We start from the raw sequence: 15,582 nt of genomic DNA, 5'->3' as shown, positions 1-15,582 counted from the left end.
AAACCTGTCCTCCGTGGGTGGCTGCCAATATAGGCAGAAAACAGTTAGGTTCCCATCATACGGAGCATTGCGCCCAGTCGATCAGTTTCCTCCAGGGCCCAGATACAAAAAAGCCCCCGGCAGTACCGGGGGCTCGGAACCGGCAGCGGGCTGCGGTTAGAGGTCTTTGATGGCGCTGGTGGTGGCCTGGAGGACGTCTTTGGCGTCGCCCTTCACCATCAGGCTGTTCTCCCGGATGAACAGGCCGTTGGGGATGCCAGCAAAGCCCGGGGACAGGCTGCGCTTGACCACCACCACGGTGCGGGCCTTGTGCACATCGAGAATCGGCATGCCGTAAATGGGGGAGCCCGGATCCTCGGCGGCCGCCGGGTTCACCACGTCGTTGGCGCCCAGCACGATGGCCACGTCCGCTTGCGGCAGCTCCGGGTTGATGGCGTCCATGTCCTTGAGCTGGTCGTAAGGAATCTCGGCTTCCGCCAGCAGCACGTTCATATGCCCGGGCATGCGGCCGGCCACCGGGTGGATGGCGTAGCTGACGGTGGCGCCGCGCTTCTCAAGCTGGTTGGCCAGCTCCTTGACCGCGTGCTGGGCCTGGGCCACGGCAAGGCCGTAACCGGGCACCATCACCACCTTGCGGGCGCCGTCGAGCAGCAGCGCCAGATCGTCCGGGGTGGCGTACTTGACCTTGCCCTCGTAGAACTCGCCCTCGTCCTGCTTGGGGCCGCTTGAGGTCTGGCCGAAGGCGCCGCCAAACAGCACGTTGGGGAGGGAGCGGTTCATCGCCTTGCACATGACGGCGGTGAGGATCAGACCGGAAGCGCCCACCAGGGAGCCGGTGATGATCAGGCCCTGGTTATCCAGGACGAAACCCGTGGCTGCGCCGGCGAGGCCGGAGTAGGCGTTCAACAGGGCGACCACCACCGGCATGTCGGCACCGCCGACCGGCTGCACCAGGCCAACGCCCAGCAGCAGGCACAGGCCCACCAGGGCCGCAAGCACCAGCGGGTTCGGGTTGGCGTTGTTGATGAACAGGGTGCTGCCGACCACGACGGCAATCAGGCAGATCAGGGTGACCGCTTGCCAGGCCTTGGCGCGACCGGTTTCACCCAGGCTGCCCCGGAGTTTCAGGACCGCCACCAGGGAGCCGGTCAGGGTAACCGCGCCGATGACGATGGACGCCATGATGGCCACGGACCAGCCGGTGGTGCCCAGAATGTTCGCGTCGAAGGCGTGCAGCCAGGTGCTGGAGGCAACGGCCACGGAGGCGGCGCCACCGACGCCGTTCAGGGCGGCGACCAGCTCGGGCATCTGGGTCATGGCCGTGCGCTTGGCCAGCCAGACGCCGATGCCACCACCCACCAGCATGCCGGCAATGATGGTGACGTAGCTGATGATCTCGCCGTCGAGCATGGCAGCCACAACCGCGATGAGCATGCCGATGGCGGCCAGCTGGTTGCCCCGGACCGCGGTCTTCGGCTTGGTCATGCCCTTGATGCCGAGGATGAAGCAAACGGCAGCGGCCAGGTAGGAAAAGTTGATCAATGCAAACATGGTTAGTCCTTCCGCTTGAACATGTTCAGCATGCGGTCCGTGACCAGGAACCCGGCCACGATGTTGATGCTGGCCAGGGTCACGGCGATGAATCCAAGCACGCCCGCCACGCTCGGTGACAGGTCGGTGCTGCCGGCGCTGATGATGGCGCCGACGATGACGATGCCGGAAATGGCGTTGGTGCCGCTCATCAGCGGGGTGTGCAGGGTGGGCGGCACCTTGTTGATCAGCTCAACCCCGATGAACAGGGCGAGAATGAAAATGGTGAAGCTCAGAACGAACATCTCCATTACGCGTCCTCCTTCTGGGACTGGGCTTTCTCAGGGGCCGGTTTGGCCTTGGGCTCCTGGCCGTGCAGGACCTTGCCCTCACGCACCACCAGGGTGGCGGCGACGATGTCGTCCTCGAGGTCCGGCACCAGGGCGCCGTCCTTGGACATGTTGAACAGGAAGCCGGTGATGTTACGGCTGAGCAGCTGGGATGCGTGAACCGGTACCCGGGCCGGGTGGTTCACGTGGCCAACCAGGGTAACGCCGTCCACGTCCACTTTCTTGTTCAGCACCGTGCCTTCCACGTTGCCGCCGCGCTCGGCGGCCAGATCGACCACCACCGAACCGCTCTTCATGCGGTGCAGCATGTCCTTGTCGATCAGGCGCGGAGACGGCTTGCCGGGGATGGCGGCGGTGGTGATCACCAGGTCCGCGCGGGCGACGCAGTCGGACAGCTGCTGACGCTGGGCCTTGTAGAACTCCTCGCTCTGGGCCTTGGCGTAGCCGCCGTCGTTGGAGGTGTCGCCCTCGGGCACTTCAATCTTGATGAAGTCGGCGCCCAGGGATTTCACCTGTTCTTCCACTTCGGGGCGAAGGTCGTAGGCTTCCACCACGGCGCCCAGGCGGCGAGCGGTCGCAATGGCCATCAGGCCGGCAACACCGGCGCCGATCACCAGAACCCGGGCCGGGTGGATGGTGCCGGCGGCGGTCATCAGCATCGGGAAGTAGCGGGGCAGGGCCATGGCACCGGCCAGCACCGCGCGGTAACCGCTGATGCCGCCCATGGCGCTGAGCACGTCCATGGACTGGGCGCGGGTGGTGCGGGGCACCAGGTCCAGGGCGTAAACGTCCACGGACTGGCCGGCCAGTTGTTCCATCAGCGGCTTGTTGAACCAGGGGTCCAGGATGCAGATCAAGGATGACTCCGGCTGGATCAGCCGGGCTTCGTCCGCGTCCGGGGCACGGACCTTGAGGATCACGCGGGCCTGGCGGTACAGGGCCTCGGCGTCGTCGGCGATGATGGCGCCGCAATGGCGGTATTCGTCATCGCTGAAATGGGCGGCCAGACCGGCTCCGCTTTCCACCACGACTTCATAGCCGGCTTCCAGCAGTTCGGTCACGCCCGACGGTATGATCGCAACACGGTTCTCACCGGTCGTCCTCTCCCGAGGTATGCCAATCATCATGAGAAATGCTCCGTTTTAAGGTAAATGACCAGGACGGGGGTATCAGGGTCTCGGAATGGGGCGAGCAGACGGCCGCCGCCGGGATTGCCGGCGGCATAACCGTGGGGAAAAACTGTGAGCTGGCTCGCCATTTCGTGACCTCGTGGGCTGTCCCTGAACAAAAGGCCTAGTACTTTAGTCGAAATGGCGAGCAATTAGAACCGCTTTCGGCAATACGTATTTATCGAAAAAATCGATTCTGACAATGCCAAGGGTCAATTAGGAAACCGGGGTTCACTTCATCTCAAAGCCGCGGCCCACCAGGAAATCCCGCATGTGGGGGCGCAGTTTGCTGGTGAACAGGGGCTTGAGCTGCTCGGACCAGTTGGTGTCCTTGGTGCCGCCGGTGCGCTCCCGGTAGTAGGTGTGCATGCGGTCATCAAAGCCGGCCACCAGAGCCTCGTCGTCGCTGTCGCTGTAGTAGTCTTCCTTGAGAATGGCTTCCACGGGCAGGCGCGGCTTCACCTCGGGGTTCTGGTCCGGATAGCCCAGGCACATGCCGAACACCGGGTACACGTGGTCCGGCAGCTTGAGCAGGCGGGACACCTCGGCCGGGTTGTTGCGAATGCCGCCGATGTAGCACAGGCCCAGGCCCTCCGATTCCGCAGCCACGGCCACATTCTGGGCCATCAGCGCGGTGTCCACCGTCGCTACCAGCAGCTGTTCGGTCATCCCCTCAATCACCTCGGCACCGGCCCGGCCCGCGGCCTCCGTCGGCCGCTTCAGATCGGCACAGAACACCAGAAAATCCGAGCACTCCGCCACGTAGGTCTGGCCGCCGGCCAGTTCCGCAATCGCCTTGCGGTTGTCCGGGTTGGTTACGTGGATCACGGTATAGGCCTGGATGTGGTTGGAGGTGGCGGCGGCCTGGCCGGCCTCGATCAGCGCCCGGAACAGATCACGGGGGATGCGCTGCTCGGTGAACTTGCGGATGGACCGGTGGGTTTTCAGTCGTTCGATGGTGGGATTCATAATGCTCCTTCCTTTACAGGGGAATGAATGAGTGGCGTGCTGGCGCGGAACGCCGGCCCAGAAATCACGTAGGCTGCGCCCGGGTTGCTGGCCAGCGGTTCAGCAGGCGGTTCAGGCACGCCATCGCCGCCAACGTGGCCACCAGGGCCACGGCCATGGACGAAAACCGGTACAGGGCACTGAACACCAGGTCCTGGCCGGGTGAGAGGTACTGCCCGAACAGGATGCCCAGGGTGGTCAGGCCGCCAAAACCGACCGCTGACCCGCTGCCTTCCAGAATATGTACGCGGGCAAACAGCATCAGGCCCAACCAGAACGCAAGGGCCACCAGAATGACGTGGTGGTTCTGATTATACAGAAGAAGTTGCAACAGCAGGGCCAGGTTGCAGCCGAGCAGCGCGCCGACCGCCCGTTTCACGGCGGACACCCGCGCGCCGGGATAGGTCAGGGCGAACAGGATCAGCACCGTGGCCATCTGGGCGGAGAGCGAATCCCGCAGGTCCAGGGTCTGGAACACGGCGAAGGACAGGGTGACGGTCAGGCTGCCGATCAGAGTCTCATGGCGCACCTGCTGCGCCGGCTTGGCGGGCCGGATCGGGGGCTGACGCGGCTCGATGTCAGGAAACAGCGCATGCATCAGCCCGGCAATCAGCACCGCCAGGGCGCTGGCGACCCCATTGCTGAATACCAGATCATACACGTCCGTGTTCGGGTAGCTGGCAAAATGCAGCATGATGCTCAGGGTCAGCACGCCGTTGGCGCCGAACAGGAACAGCGGCCCCCGGGCCATCAGGCGGAAGCGCCCGGCGAACATCAGGAACACCAGCCCGAGGTTGATCAGCGGCATGTGCTGGGTCAGCCCCATCACCAGGGTGACCTCGAGGCCGGTGGCCACCGCGCTGGCCAGAAACTGGCGGACCACATGGGCGTTGAGTACCGGAATCATCGCCAGCAGAAACATCGGGAACACGGTAAAGAATACGCCGTAGTTCCAGCCCATCAGCTTGGCGACCACCAACCCGGTCAACCCGCCAAAGGCGATCCGCAGGGTCTGGCGCAGGTCGTTGGCACTGAGCCGACGCGGCGTGGCCGGGGCCTCAGTAGACATAATGCAGCACGCTCAGCAGGCCGATCTGAGCCCTGCCGATCCAGCGGGCCAGGGGACTGTCCACCGGCGCCAGCTGCACGGTGGCCCGGGCGCCGCTCGGGGGCAGGGTGTCCGGGCGCTGGTCGAGCTGCAGATGCACCCGGATGCGTTGGGCATCCCGCACCCAGCGATCGGTTTGGGGAATGTCGGTCAGGGTGCCGTCGGCGGCAATCTGGCCGTCCCGGACGCCGGCGTCCCGGGTGGTCAGGCGGGCGGGAAAGACCTGGCCGGGAAAGCCGTCCAGGGCGACCCAAGCGCGTTCGCCCGCGTTCGCGTGGCGAAGGCTTTTTTCGCGAAAGTCGGCAACCACATCCAGATCGTTGCCAATCTCCGCCATCACGGGGCTACCGGCACTAACCAGGTCACCGGGGGCCAGCTGTTGGTTGCTGATCCAGCCGGCCTGGGGCGCCCGCACGGTGGTTCGATCCAGATTAAGCCGCGCCGTGGCGAGGACGTTTTGGGCCTGGCGCAGGCGCAGGTTGCGGTCGCCGGTCTCACCCCGTTTTACCGTCAGCGCGGTAACGCTGGCTCGGGCTGCCTGCACCGACGCGGCGGCGGACCGATCGGCGGACATCAGCGCATCGTATTGCTGGCGGGAGATGTTGCCGCTGTTTCCCAGGGCTTCGGCCCGTTGCCGCTGGCGGCTGGCCTGCTCGGCGGCCGCGCGGACGGAGGCCAGCCGGGCCCGGGCGGCCGCGAGGTCGGCGTCCAGGGCGGCGTTGTCCCGGGTCACCTGCTCGAGCGCGAGGGCGGCTTTGCGAACCGCCAGCTGGTAGGGCTCCGGATCGATCCGGAACAGCACCTGGCCGGCCTGGACGGGCTGGTTGTTGGCCACCGCAACGTCTACCACCGGGCCGCTCACCTGCGGGGCAATGCGGGTAACGGTACGCAGTACCCGGGCCTGGGGCGTGACCGGCAGGAACGCGTCCGCGATCAGGTAATAAAGGAAGAGTCCGGCGAAGACAACCAGGGCGATGCGGACCCAGCGGCGGAAGTGTTGGTCGGGTGTCATTGCGGTGTCCTGTTAGGGCTTGTTCAGGCAGAGGCAGGCGTTGCGTTCGATGCGGTCCAGCAGCGTACTGAGATGCTGGCGCTCGGCGCTGGAGATGCCGTCCAGCAGGCGGGCGCGTGCTTCGCTGGCGTGGGCGTCGAGATCGGCCAGTACCCGCTGCCCGGCAGCCGTCAACGTGACTTCCCGCACCCGGCGATCGTCGTTGCAGAGCTGCCTGGCAATCAGCCCCTGCGTCTCCAGTTGCCCGAGGGTGCGTGTGAGGGACGGCAGCTCAATGCTGAGGGCGTCCGCCAGTCGCTTCTGGCTGGTGCCGTTGCCCAGGTGCCGGAGCATCACCAGCAGGGTCCAGCGGGGCGGTGTCAGCCCGAGGGGCGCAACGGTCTGGCTGATCACGGATCGCCACAGGCGGTGGACGTGAGCCAGTTGCAGGCCGAGTTCGGCGTCGGTATTGGTGGATAAACTTAGCATGCGAAGTATGTTATCATCGGATACTTAGCCTGCAAAGTAGTTTTTCGTGTTTGATTGGTTGTTTGTTGTCTGTTCTTTACTGCCCGCGAGGATGCCTTGACCCACGACAGCCCCACACCTCCCGACGCCGCCGCGAATTTTCGCCGGGTCTGCGTCGCCCTGACCGCAGTGTTCGTGGTCTATTCCATGCTTCAGGTCACCGTGCCCGTTCGGGCGCTGGACCTGGGGGCCTCGCCCCTGTGGCTTGGCCTGGTGTTCAGCGCGCCGTTTCTGCTTCCGTTGTTGATTGCCATTCCCATGGGCGGGCTGATCAATCGCTGGGGCGGCCGTCGGATGATGGTCTCTGGCGGAATACTGCTGCTGGCCGGGTTGCTGGTGATGCGCTGGCTGCCGGGCTATCCCGGCCTGCTGATTGGCCAGATGGCGTTTGGCCTGGCGCAGATGAACCTGGTGCTGGCGGCCCAGTCGGTGGTGTCCGGCCTGGCCCGGGGGGAAACCCTCGAGCGGTATTTCGGCTGGTACACCACCTGGTTGTCCGGCGGGCAGGTGGTGGGGCCCCTGATGGCCGGGGGCCTGATTCACTGGACCGGCGGCACCGACTGGCCGCTGCTGGCGGCGGCCCTGGTGGCGCTGGTCACGGTCATTGCCTCGGCCGGGTTGACCGGTTCGGCTGCGGAGCGGGTGCCCGGTGACCGGGCCAACACCGGATTCCGGGCCCAGGGCCGTCTACTGATGGGTAACGGCGCTGTGCAGGTGTCGGTGGGTGTCACCGCCGCCGCCATGTTTGCCATGAGCGTGCACGGCAGCTACCTGCCGGTCTATCTAGAGCACCTCGATATCGGGGCCTCGGTGATCGGGGTGCTGGTGAGCCTGCGCGCGATGTCCGCCATGGTGATCCGCCCGTTCATGACCCAGATAATCCGATGGCTGGGCGGGCGAAGCGTGACCCTGGTTCTGGCTCTGGGGCTGCTCGGCGGTGGGCTGGTCCTGCTGGGGATGACCGGGCAGGCCGTGATGATTGGCCTGTTCTCGGTGCTGGTGGGCATCGGGTCCGGGCTGTCCCAGCCCCTGTCGATGGTGATCATGGCGGAGAACGTGTCACCGGCCCAGCGGCCGGGGGCCCTGGCGATGCGCCTGATGGCCAATCGGGCGGTGAATTTCCTGGCGCCGCTGGCGTTCGGCGCCCTGCTGGGCGCCGGCGGCTTTGGCCTGGCCTTTCCGGTCACCGGTATTGTGGTGGCCGTCGCCGGCGCCTTGCTCTGGGCTTATCTGCGACGGCTGAACCGGCCGAGCTGAGATCAGCCCAAGTGCCGGGCCAGGAATTCCAGGGTGCGGCCGTGGGCCAGTGCCGAGGAGGGCTGGTGGTAGGCCGGGCGAGCCCAGCAGTTGAACCCGTGGTCCGCGTTCGGATACTCGTGGATGGTGGCTTCCCGGTGGTCGGCAAAAGCGCCCCTCACGCTGGCTACGGCTTCTGGCGGGATGTGCTTGTCCAGGCCGGCGAAGTGGAACAGGATCGGCGCTGTCACCTGGGGTGCGAGCTCCAGACTGTTCTGGATGCCGCCGCCGTAATAGCACACCGCTGCGTCCGGCTTGCCGCTGGCGGCTGCCCGGAACGCCAGCCGGCCACCCATGCAGTAACCCATGGCGGCAACCTTGCCGGTTACCTCCGGCCGGGCCCGCAGCCGGTCGACCGCCTGCGCCATGTCCAGGCCGGACTGCTCGACGTCGGCCGCCTGCATCATGCGGAAGGCCTTCGCCGTGCCGTCCTCGTCGTAGTCCAGGTCTACCCGTTCTTCCTGTCGCCAGAACACGTCCGGCGCCAGCACGACGTAGCCATCCAGCGCGTACTGCTCGGCCACCGCCCGGATGTGCCGGTTCACGCCCCAGATCTCCTGAATCAGCACCAGGCCCGGGCCGCTGCCGGCAGGCGGCAGGGCCAGGTAGCCGGAGAAGGTCTTGCCGCCGTCGCTGGCAATCTCAATCCACTGGGTCTGAACGTCGGACATACTCACCTCCTGAACACGTGTCGTGAAAACCATCATGGTGGGAGACGAGGATACGTCGTGTCCTTACGGTTTGTTCACCGATGCAATCTCGTACACTGAGGTGTTGCCGCTGACTTCATTGCCCACAATCAACAGGGCCTTGCCAGTGGGGCTGTGGTCCGCAGGAACAAACTTGAAGCCTTCCGGCCCCAGGTCGCCGGTGTCCGGGGCGTAGCTGCTGTCCGTACCGTCCGGCTGGACGGCCGGGTTTACGTCCCGGTCGTTCACGTACTGCACGAACTCGGGCGCCGCCGGCTTGCTGATGTCGTAGACCATGATGCCGCCCATCCGCTCCAGCCCGATAAAGGCGTAGATGTGCCCGTTGACCTCACCCACGGTGATGGCTTCCGGCTCGGCGCCCTTGTTGTCCGAACGGTCATCCCCGGTGTTCTCGGCGTTGTCGTTGTTGAAGTTCTCGCCATATCGCTCCGCCGTGATGCGGCCGAAGGCGTCGCCGGAATCGTACACCTGCTCGCCGGTGGCCATGTTCCAGATGGAAAACGAACGGCCGCCGTAGGCGTACAGGGTGGTGAAGTCCGTGCCGCCGTTCTTGCGCACGGTGGTGACGTAGGAGAACTTCAGGCGGCGCAGCTCGTCGTCCTCGCCGAAGCCGCCGTTGGAGGCAGACGTCAGCGGGCTGGTCAGGGTGACGTTATCCGCGGCGTAGTAATCCTTGGCGGAAAAGGCGTCCACGCACACGTTGTTGGCGGTGTCGAAGAAGTAGCCGGCGGTTTCGCACGTTGGCTGGTCTGACACGCCATCGAGCCAGTCCTGGCGATCGTCGCCCTCGTTGGCCGTGACCACGTAATCGACGCCGGCGACGGTAAACGCTGCAATCGAGTCCGGCATGTACATGCCCATCACCGGCCAGTTCTTGAGGTTTACGCCGTCCTTCTGGCTGGCGTCCAGGGTGTTGCCCGCCAGTGAGTGGTCCTTGAAGCCGAGGCCATAGAGGCGATCGACCCGGGCGTTGGCCAGGTCAATCACTGCGATGGCATTGTTTTCCTGCAAGGTCACATACGCCGTGCTGCTGTCCGGGCTCATCGCGATGTATTCCGGTTCCAGGCTCTGGGCGACGGTGGGCAGGTTGTCGGGATTGGTGGGGCTGTACCCGTCGATGATCAGCTTATCCAGGGGCAGCTCGCTGGCGCGGGCGTTGCCACTGTTGAAATCGGAGAAGCCGACGTTGACCGCGCTGAAGTCGCTGACGGTTACCAGGCTGACGCTGCCCTCCGGGTCGTGGACAAAGCCCTCATCCGGCTCGCCTTCGTTGGCGACCAGCACCTTGCTGCCGTCCGGGGTGAAGGTCACCATGTCCGGCCCTGCGCCGACCGAGACCGCTTTCGCAAAGGTCAGGTCCGCCAGGTTGATGAACACCACCCAGCCGGCGTCGGTTTTTGGGTTGGCCTGTACGGCGATGGCGGCGTAGGTGTCGTTGGTGGATACGGAGGTAACGTCGCCGACCAGGGCGGCATCTGCGACCACACTGTTGCTTACCAGCAGCGTGGGTATGTCGAGGGTCAGAGCCGGCGTATTCAGGCCACGGATGGCGGCCCCGTCGGCGGCGTTATAGACATTGACCGCACGCACTTTTCCGCTGGTGGAAAAGATCTGGCGATTAACGGCATCAAACGCGACGATTTCTGCGGCGGAGACGTCGAACCCCTGGGACGCGGAGCGGCCAACGCGGGTCAGCTCAATGGTCGTGTCCGGGGTCTCGGCGTTGTCGCCGGCGACCGGTGACGAGTTGCTGTCCGAGCCGCAGCCGGCCAGTCCGATCAACATGAGCGGAAGGCCGACGGCCAGTCCGTGGCGGGAATAACGCATGGTGGTTCTCCAGAGTCAAAAAGGCAAAACCTGACTCTGGCAAGCGTGTTTGACGTTTCCGTGTCTGTCGTGTGTCGGTTTGGTGTCAGCGGGCTTGCCACTGTTTCAACAGGGCCTCGTAGCGGATGGTGCGCCCGGGCGGCTTTTCGTTGGCCAGCTTCGGCTTCGGCGCGCCGGGCTGGGCCAGCCAGTAGTCTCGCCCTTTCACCTGTCCATCCGGCACGACACGGGGCGGGCAGTTCTGCGTCTGAAAATTCCGTTCGATCACTTTCAGGGTGCGGTCCTGCTGCTCGGCGAGGTTGTCCAGGGCCTGCTGCGGGCTGAGTTTGCCGGTAACCGCGTCGGCAATGTTGGTCCACCAGAGTTTGGACAGTCGCGGGTAATCCGGCACGTTCAGGCCGGTGGGCGTCCAGAGTGCGCGCTCCGGGCTCCGGTAGAACTCCACCAGGCCACCCAGCCGAGGCGCTTCCTCGTCCATCTGCGGAGAATCCAGATCGGACTGGCGGATCGGCGTCAGCCCCACCAGGGTCTTTTGCAGGGAGACGGTGTGGGACACCGCGAACTGGGCATACAGCCAGGCCGCCCGCTGGCGCTCCAGGGGCAACGCGCGGGGCAGGGTCCAGGCGCCCACGTCCTGATAGCCGGATTTCATACCGTCCTGCCAGTAGGCGCCCCGGGGCGAGGGTGCCATCCGCCATTTCGGCGTGCCGTCCGGGTTAGTGACCGGCAGGTTTGGCTTGGTCATGTCCGAGGTGAACGCGGTGTACCAAAATACCTGCTGGGCAATTTGGCCCTGGGCGGGCACCGGACCGGCTTCGGAGAAGTTCATGGAGACGGCCTCGGGCGGCGCGAACCGCTTCAGCCAGTCGAGGTATTTCTCCAGAGCGTACACCGCCGCCGGGCCGTTGGTGGCACCGCCCCGCTTCACCGAAGAGCCCACCGGATTGCAGCCCTCCATGCGGATGCCCCACTCGTCCACCGGCAGGCCGTTGGGCAAGCCCTTGTCGCCGGCGCCGGCCAGGGACAGCCAGGCATCGGTAAAGCGCCAGCCAAGGGACGGGTCGGCCTTACCGTAGTCCATATGGCCGTAAACCCGCTGCCCGTCGATTTCTTTGACGTAGACGGTGAAGAATTCGGCGATGTCCTCGTACGCGGACCAGTTCAGCGGCACCCCCAGCTCGTAGCCGTAGCGCGCCTTGAAGCGAGCCCGCAGGTCCGGGCGCTGGAACCAGTCATAGCGGAACCAGTACAGGTTGGCGAATTGCTGATCCGGCAGCTGATAGAGCTTGCCGTCGGCGCCGGTGACAAAGTCCAGACCGATGAAGTCGTTCAGGTCGAGGGTAGGCAAGGTGAACGCCTTGCCGTCGCCGGCCATGAAATCGCTCAGGGCCAGGGCCCAGCCGCTGCGGGAATGGGTGCCGATGTTGTCGGAATCGTTCACGAACGCGTCGTAGCGGCCCTTGGCCGTCATGATGCGCTGCAGGTTGATCTGCTGTATCACCTCGCCTTCGGGCTTCAGGTCATGAGTCACGTGAATGCCGGTGAGCTGGCTGAAGGCCGGCGCCAGCACCGTGGACTCCCAGGCGTGGGTGGGCAGTTGTTCCGACAGCACCGCGATGTCCATGCCCTGAAGCGGCTTGGCTACGGTGACAAACCACGCCAACTCTTCCGCCTGTTGCTCGGCGGAGAAGGTGGATTCGGGAAACGTGTCGGCAATCAGGGCGCGAATCTGAGCCTGCTTGTTGGCGGGCAGGCGATCGAACAACGGGCCGGCCAGGGCGGAGGTGCCAAACAGGCACAGGACGACGGTCAGCAACAGCGACGATTTCATGGTGACCTCTGATTATGTTTGTTTTCGGACACCTATCGAGGATATTTCTTAACCAAACATTCGTCAACGAAAAACAAGAAAAGCTGTCATATTTTGTTCAACTTACTGAAATAAAAATTAAAAAGCTGAATTTGCGGCGCCAGGCGAAAGAGCTAGTTAGGCTGCAACGAAAATTTCTGCGCAAAAAACGCTTTCATTCACTTTTTCTTGGCGGTAAGTTTGTTCTGTTTCGAACCGCATTTGTTGTTAACCGAACATGAATGCGATTCGGCGGCGCGGCCGGAGGGCGCAGTCTGCCGGCCCGTTTTTCAACAACACGTTTCTCTAACAACAACAGGAAGCGAACATGACTCAGAACAACAATGTCTCTCGTCCGGTCCAACGTCGTTCTTTCCGCAGGGCACCCCTGGTGGTAGCACTGTCCCTGGCCGCCAGCGGCCTGGCCACGCAGGCGTCTGCCGAGGTCGCTTTCCAGACCGACAGCGGCTGGGAATTCGGCGTAAATGGCTACATCCCGGTGTTTGCGCTGACCAGCGACAACGACAACACCGAAGAAAACGCCTTCCGCATCACCACAGGTTTCAACCCGGCCACGGCGCAGTTCAACATCCGTGCCCCACGTCAGTTCGGTCTGGATGTGTCTGGCCACTTCCAGCTTAACAGTCATCTGTCCGGCGCCGACGGCGTGCAAAACTCGGGTTTTGGCAAGGTCGATTACGGTCGGGTGTCCGGCGTTGAGAGCCGGGTGGCGGAATTCGCGGTGGCCGGTGATTTCGGCACCTTGAACATTGGTAAGGGCTTCGGCATCTTCGGCGTGCCGGCCATTGGCGACAACGGCAGTGGCCTGGGTGTGGGCCTGTTCAACCCGAACGCGGGCGACGCCACCGCCGGCCGTATTGGCAACGGCTACTTCTACGCCAACTTCAACCCCCGGGTGATCTACACCTCGCCGAGCCTCAGCGGCCTGCAGTTCAAGGTGGGTGTGTTCCAGCCGGAGAAACCGAAGGATGGCACGTCAGCGCTGAACGCTGCCGTGGCGACGGAATCACCGCGCATTGAAGCAAACGCGGTCTACACCGCCGACATGTTCAGCCTCTGGACCAGCGGCTTTACCCAGTCCGTCACCGTCAACGACCCGTCCGTGGACGATTTCACCATGTCCGGTATTGATGTGGGCGGTTCCGTTTCCGTGTCTGGCCTGTCCGTTCGGGGTAACTACTCCACCACCCAGGGTACGGGCAACTACGTGTTCGGTGGACACGGTATTGCCGGTGGCTCCCAGGAAGAGACCGCAGACCAGTGGTACGTTGAGACCACCTACGACATCAACCGGACAACCATCGGTGCCAGCTACGGCGAGGGTTCCGATGACCTCACCGACGTCGATACCGACCTGACCATGCTGTTTGCCCGCTACCGGGCCACCGACAACTGGACCGTCATGGCGGAGATCCAGGATTTCGGCAGCAGCGCGCCGGACAGCGATTACAACGCCTTCATCGTCGGTTCCCAATTCACCTTCTGATGGCCGGGGGCCGGTGCAACGCCGGCCCCATCGGTTGCCCAAACGAATAAAGCCGGGTGCCCGCAACGGGCACCCGGCTTTGTCGTGCCTGCGTGACACAAACGCAGGGCCTAAAAAAGCTCCGGCCGGCAGAGCCGACCGGAGAACACAGCCTGAGAGAGAGGATCAGGCGCTGTGGTGGAGCACGGCTGTCGGGCCGGGGTGAACCAGCTTCAGGCCGGACAGGTAGTGATCAAGGCTGGCAATCTGCTGCTCGGTGGCGTGCAGGCCCTGTTTGGTGCGGCGCCAGAGCACGTCTTCCGCGTTCAGCGCCCACTCCTTCTTGACCAGGTAATCAACCTCGGCCTGGTACAGACTGCCGGTAAATAGGCGGCCGAGATCGTCCACGGACTCGCAGCCCCGCAGGATTTCGTAGGCCAGGGTGCCGTAGGTGCGCACGTAGCGGCTCACCATGATGTCCGGCAGCCAGGGGAAATCCTGCCGAAGACGAGCGGCCAGGCTGTCATGGTTGTCGAAATCGCCGCCGGGCAGGGTGGCGGTGCGGGTCCAGGGGCCACCAGCGCTCGGGAAGAACTGACAGACCTTGTTCGTGACCGATTCCGCCAGCTTGCGGTAGGTGGTGATCTTGCCGCCAAACACCGACACCAGGGGCGCCTTGCCCTTATCGTGGCTGACTTCAAAACTGTAGTCCCGGGACGCCTTCTGGGCGTCGCCGTCTTCGTCGTCCATCAGCGGACGGACACCGGAGTAGGACCAGACCACGTCCTTGGGTTCGAGCTGACGCTTGAAATGATCGTTGATGATCTTCAGAAGGTAGTCGGTCTCCTCCGGGGAAATTTTCGCCTTGCTCGGATCACCCTCGTAGTCCACGTCCGTGGTGCCCACCAGGGAAAACTCGTCCTCATAGGGAATCACGAACACAATGCGCTCATCTTCGTTCTGAAGAATGTACGCTTCGGTGTCTTTGTTCAGGCGTGGGACCACGATGTGGCTGCCCTTAACCATACGAATGGTCTTGGGCGCTGGCATTGGCAGCGCTTCACCGAACAGCTTGCTCACCCAGGGGCCGGTGGCATTCACAATCATCGACGCGGAGACGGTCGCCTCGGCGCTGTTCTGGGTATCCCGCAGGGTAATGGTCCAGTCCTTGGCGCCCCGCTCGGCCCGTACACACTTGGTGCGGGTAAGGATCTTGGCCCCGTACTGCTGGGCCTTCTTGGCGGCCAGCACCACCAGCCGGGCATCGTCCACCCAGCCGTCGGAATACTCAAACCCTTTGGTAATTTCGGGCTTGAGCGGATCGTTGCTGGTGAACTTGATGGACCGTGAACCGGGCAGCAGCTCGCGTTTGGCCAGGTGGTCATACAGAAACAGGCCGGTGCGGATCATCCAGGCCGGCCGCAGGTGCGGGCGGTGGGGCAGACGAAAGCGCATGGGCCACATAATGTGCGGCGAGTTGCGCAGCAGTGACTCTCGTTCAGCCAGGGCCTCGCGCACCAGGCGGAATTCGTAATGCTCCAGGTAGCGAAGGCCACCGTGAATCAGCTTACTGCTGTTGGACGAGGTGGCCGAGGCCAGGTCGTTCATTTCGCACAGAAGGACTTTCAGGCCGCGACCGGCCGCGTCCATGGCGATGCCGGTGCCGTTGACGCCGCCACCAACAACAACGACGTCAAAGTGCTCATGCTCCATAGTCATTGTTACCTTTC

Annotated in this window: 13 protein-coding genes; 2 read left to right on the top strand and 11 right to left on the bottom strand. The window is 64.0% G+C overall.

Going from position 1 to position 15,582, the window contains the following annotated elements; genetic code table 11:
• Window positions 1–156: 156 nt before the first annotated feature.
• The 7 genes from V3388_RS10720 to slyA form a co-directional block, all read right to left on the bottom strand.
• Window positions 157–1,551, bottom strand: a complete 1,395-nt coding sequence (locus V3388_RS10720) for an NAD(P)(+) transhydrogenase (Re/Si-specific) subunit beta (protein ID WP_336367543.1) — start codon at window positions 1,549–1,551, stop codon at window positions 157–159.
• Between the two features lie 2 nt (window positions 1,552–1,553).
• Window positions 1,554–1,841, bottom strand: coding sequence for an NAD(P) transhydrogenase subunit alpha (locus V3388_RS10715; protein WP_336367542.1), 288 nt, complete (start codon window positions 1,839–1,841; stop codon window positions 1,554–1,556).
• Entirely contained in the window at window positions 1,841–3,007 is a 1,167-nt protein-coding gene (locus V3388_RS10710) for a Re/Si-specific NAD(P)(+) transhydrogenase subunit alpha (RefSeq protein WP_336367541.1), read from the bottom strand. The genes V3388_RS10715 and V3388_RS10710 overlap by 1 nt, the downstream gene beginning before the upstream one ends.
• 273 nt (window positions 3,008–3,280) lie before the next feature.
• Window positions 3,281–4,018: an oxygen-insensitive NADPH nitroreductase gene (gene nfsA, locus V3388_RS10705; RefSeq protein ID WP_336367540.1), complete on the bottom strand. Its 738-nt coding sequence runs from the start codon at window positions 4,016–4,018 to the stop codon at window positions 3,281–3,283.
• Between the two features lie 64 nt (window positions 4,019–4,082).
• The gene (locus V3388_RS10700; RefSeq protein WP_336367539.1) at window positions 4,083–5,126 is read right to left on the bottom strand and encodes a DUF2955 domain-containing protein; all 1,044 of its coding nucleotides are present in this window, start codon (window positions 5,124–5,126) and stop codon (window positions 4,083–4,085) included.
• Window positions 5,116–6,177: an HlyD family secretion protein gene (locus V3388_RS10695; RefSeq protein WP_336367538.1), complete on the bottom strand. Its 1,062-nt coding sequence runs from the start codon at window positions 6,175–6,177 to the stop codon at window positions 5,116–5,118. Before V3388_RS10695 ends, V3388_RS10700 begins: the two co-directional genes overlap by 11 nt.
• A 12-nt stretch (window positions 6,178–6,189) precedes the next feature.
• A complete protein-coding gene (gene slyA, locus V3388_RS10690; protein WP_336367537.1) occupies window positions 6,190–6,645 on the bottom strand; it encodes a transcriptional regulator SlyA in 456 nt (151 codons plus the stop codon).
• Window positions 6,646–6,741: 96 nt separating this feature from the next.
• Between slyA and V3388_RS10685 the strand changes: the two genes are divergently transcribed.
• Window positions 6,742–7,941 (top strand): MFS transporter, encoded by a 1,200-nt coding sequence (locus V3388_RS10685; protein ID WP_336367536.1) that lies wholly within the window; start codon window positions 6,742–6,744, stop codon window positions 7,939–7,941.
• A 2-nt stretch (window positions 7,942–7,943) separates the two neighbouring features.
• Here V3388_RS10685 and V3388_RS10680 read toward each other — a convergent pair whose 3' ends face one another.
• The 3 genes from V3388_RS10680 to V3388_RS10670 form a co-directional block, all read right to left on the bottom strand.
• On the bottom strand, window positions 7,944–8,651 hold the full coding sequence (locus tag V3388_RS10680) for a dienelactone hydrolase family protein (RefSeq protein ID WP_336367535.1): 708 nt from the start codon (window positions 8,649–8,651) through the stop codon (window positions 7,944–7,946).
• 63 nt (window positions 8,652–8,714) lie between these two features.
• The gene (locus V3388_RS10675) at window positions 8,715–10,517 is read right to left on the bottom strand and encodes a choice-of-anchor I family protein (RefSeq protein ID WP_336367534.1); all 1,803 of its coding nucleotides are present in this window, start codon (window positions 10,515–10,517) and stop codon (window positions 8,715–8,717) included.
• Between the two features lie 85 nt (window positions 10,518–10,602).
• Complete coding sequence (locus tag V3388_RS10670; RefSeq protein WP_336367533.1) at window positions 10,603–12,348, bottom strand: ABC transporter substrate-binding protein; 1,746 nt, start codon at window positions 12,346–12,348, stop codon at window positions 10,603–10,605.
• 346 nt (window positions 12,349–12,694) lie between these two features.
• Here V3388_RS10670 and V3388_RS10665 point away from each other — a divergent pair, with 346 nt between their 5' ends.
• Entirely contained in the window at window positions 12,695–13,873 is a 1,179-nt protein-coding gene (locus V3388_RS10665) for a porin (RefSeq protein ID WP_336367532.1), read from the top strand.
• A 165-nt stretch (window positions 13,874–14,038) separates the two neighbouring features.
• On the opposite strand, the gene glpD is transcribed toward V3388_RS10665, so the two are convergent.
• Window positions 14,039–15,571 (bottom strand): glycerol-3-phosphate dehydrogenase, encoded by a 1,533-nt coding sequence (gene glpD, locus V3388_RS10660; RefSeq protein WP_336367531.1) that lies wholly within the window; start codon window positions 15,569–15,571, stop codon window positions 14,039–14,041.
• Window positions 15,572–15,582 lie beyond the last annotated feature (11 nt).

It is taken from the genome of Marinobacter sp. C2H3 (assembly GCF_037080155.1).
GTDB lineage: Bacteria > Pseudomonadota > Gammaproteobacteria > Pseudomonadales > Oleiphilaceae > Marinobacter.
The sequence above is the reverse complement of the archived record's forward strand: the minus strand, read 5'-3'. Positions and strand labels throughout refer to the sequence as shown.

Bases quoted from the DNA above. Each gene is read 5' to 3' on its own strand.
- V3388_RS10720 (WP_336367543.1), bottom strand. From the start codon at position 1,551: ATGTTTGCATTGATCAACTTTTCCTACCTGGCCGCTGCCGTTTGCTTC.
- V3388_RS10715 (WP_336367542.1), bottom strand. From the start codon at position 1,841: ATGGAGATGTTCGTTCTGAGCTTCACCATTTTCATTCTCGCCCTGTTC.
- V3388_RS10710 (WP_336367541.1), bottom strand. From the start codon at position 3,007: ATGATGATTGGCATACCTCGGGAGAGGACGACCGGTGAGAACCGTGTT.
- nfsA (WP_336367540.1), bottom strand. From the start codon at position 4,018: ATGAATCCCACCATCGAACGACTGAAAACCCACCGGTCCATCCGCAAG.
- V3388_RS10700 (WP_336367539.1), bottom strand. From the start codon at position 5,126: ATGTCTACTGAGGCCCCGGCCACGCCGCGTCGGCTCAGTGCCAACGAC.
- V3388_RS10695 (WP_336367538.1), bottom strand. From the start codon at position 6,177: ATGACACCCGACCAACACTTCCGCCGCTGGGTCCGCATCGCCCTGGTT.
- slyA (WP_336367537.1), bottom strand. From the start codon at position 6,645: ATGCTAAGTTTATCCACCAATACCGACGCCGAACTCGGCCTGCAACTG.
- V3388_RS10680 (WP_336367535.1), bottom strand. From the start codon at position 8,651: ATGTCCGACGTTCAGACCCAGTGGATTGAGATTGCCAGCGACGGCGGC.
- V3388_RS10675 (WP_336367534.1), bottom strand. From the start codon at position 10,517: ATGCGTTATTCCCGCCACGGACTGGCCGTCGGCCTTCCGCTCATGTTG.
- V3388_RS10670 (WP_336367533.1), bottom strand. From the start codon at position 12,348: ATGAAATCGTCGCTGTTGCTGACCGTCGTCCTGTGCCTGTTTGGCACC.
- V3388_RS10665 (WP_336367532.1), top strand. From the start codon at position 12,695: ATGACTCAGAACAACAATGTCTCTCGTCCGGTCCAACGTCGTTCTTTC.
- glpD (WP_336367531.1), bottom strand. From the start codon at position 15,571: ATGACTATGGAGCATGAGCACTTTGACGTCGTTGTTGTTGGTGGCGGC.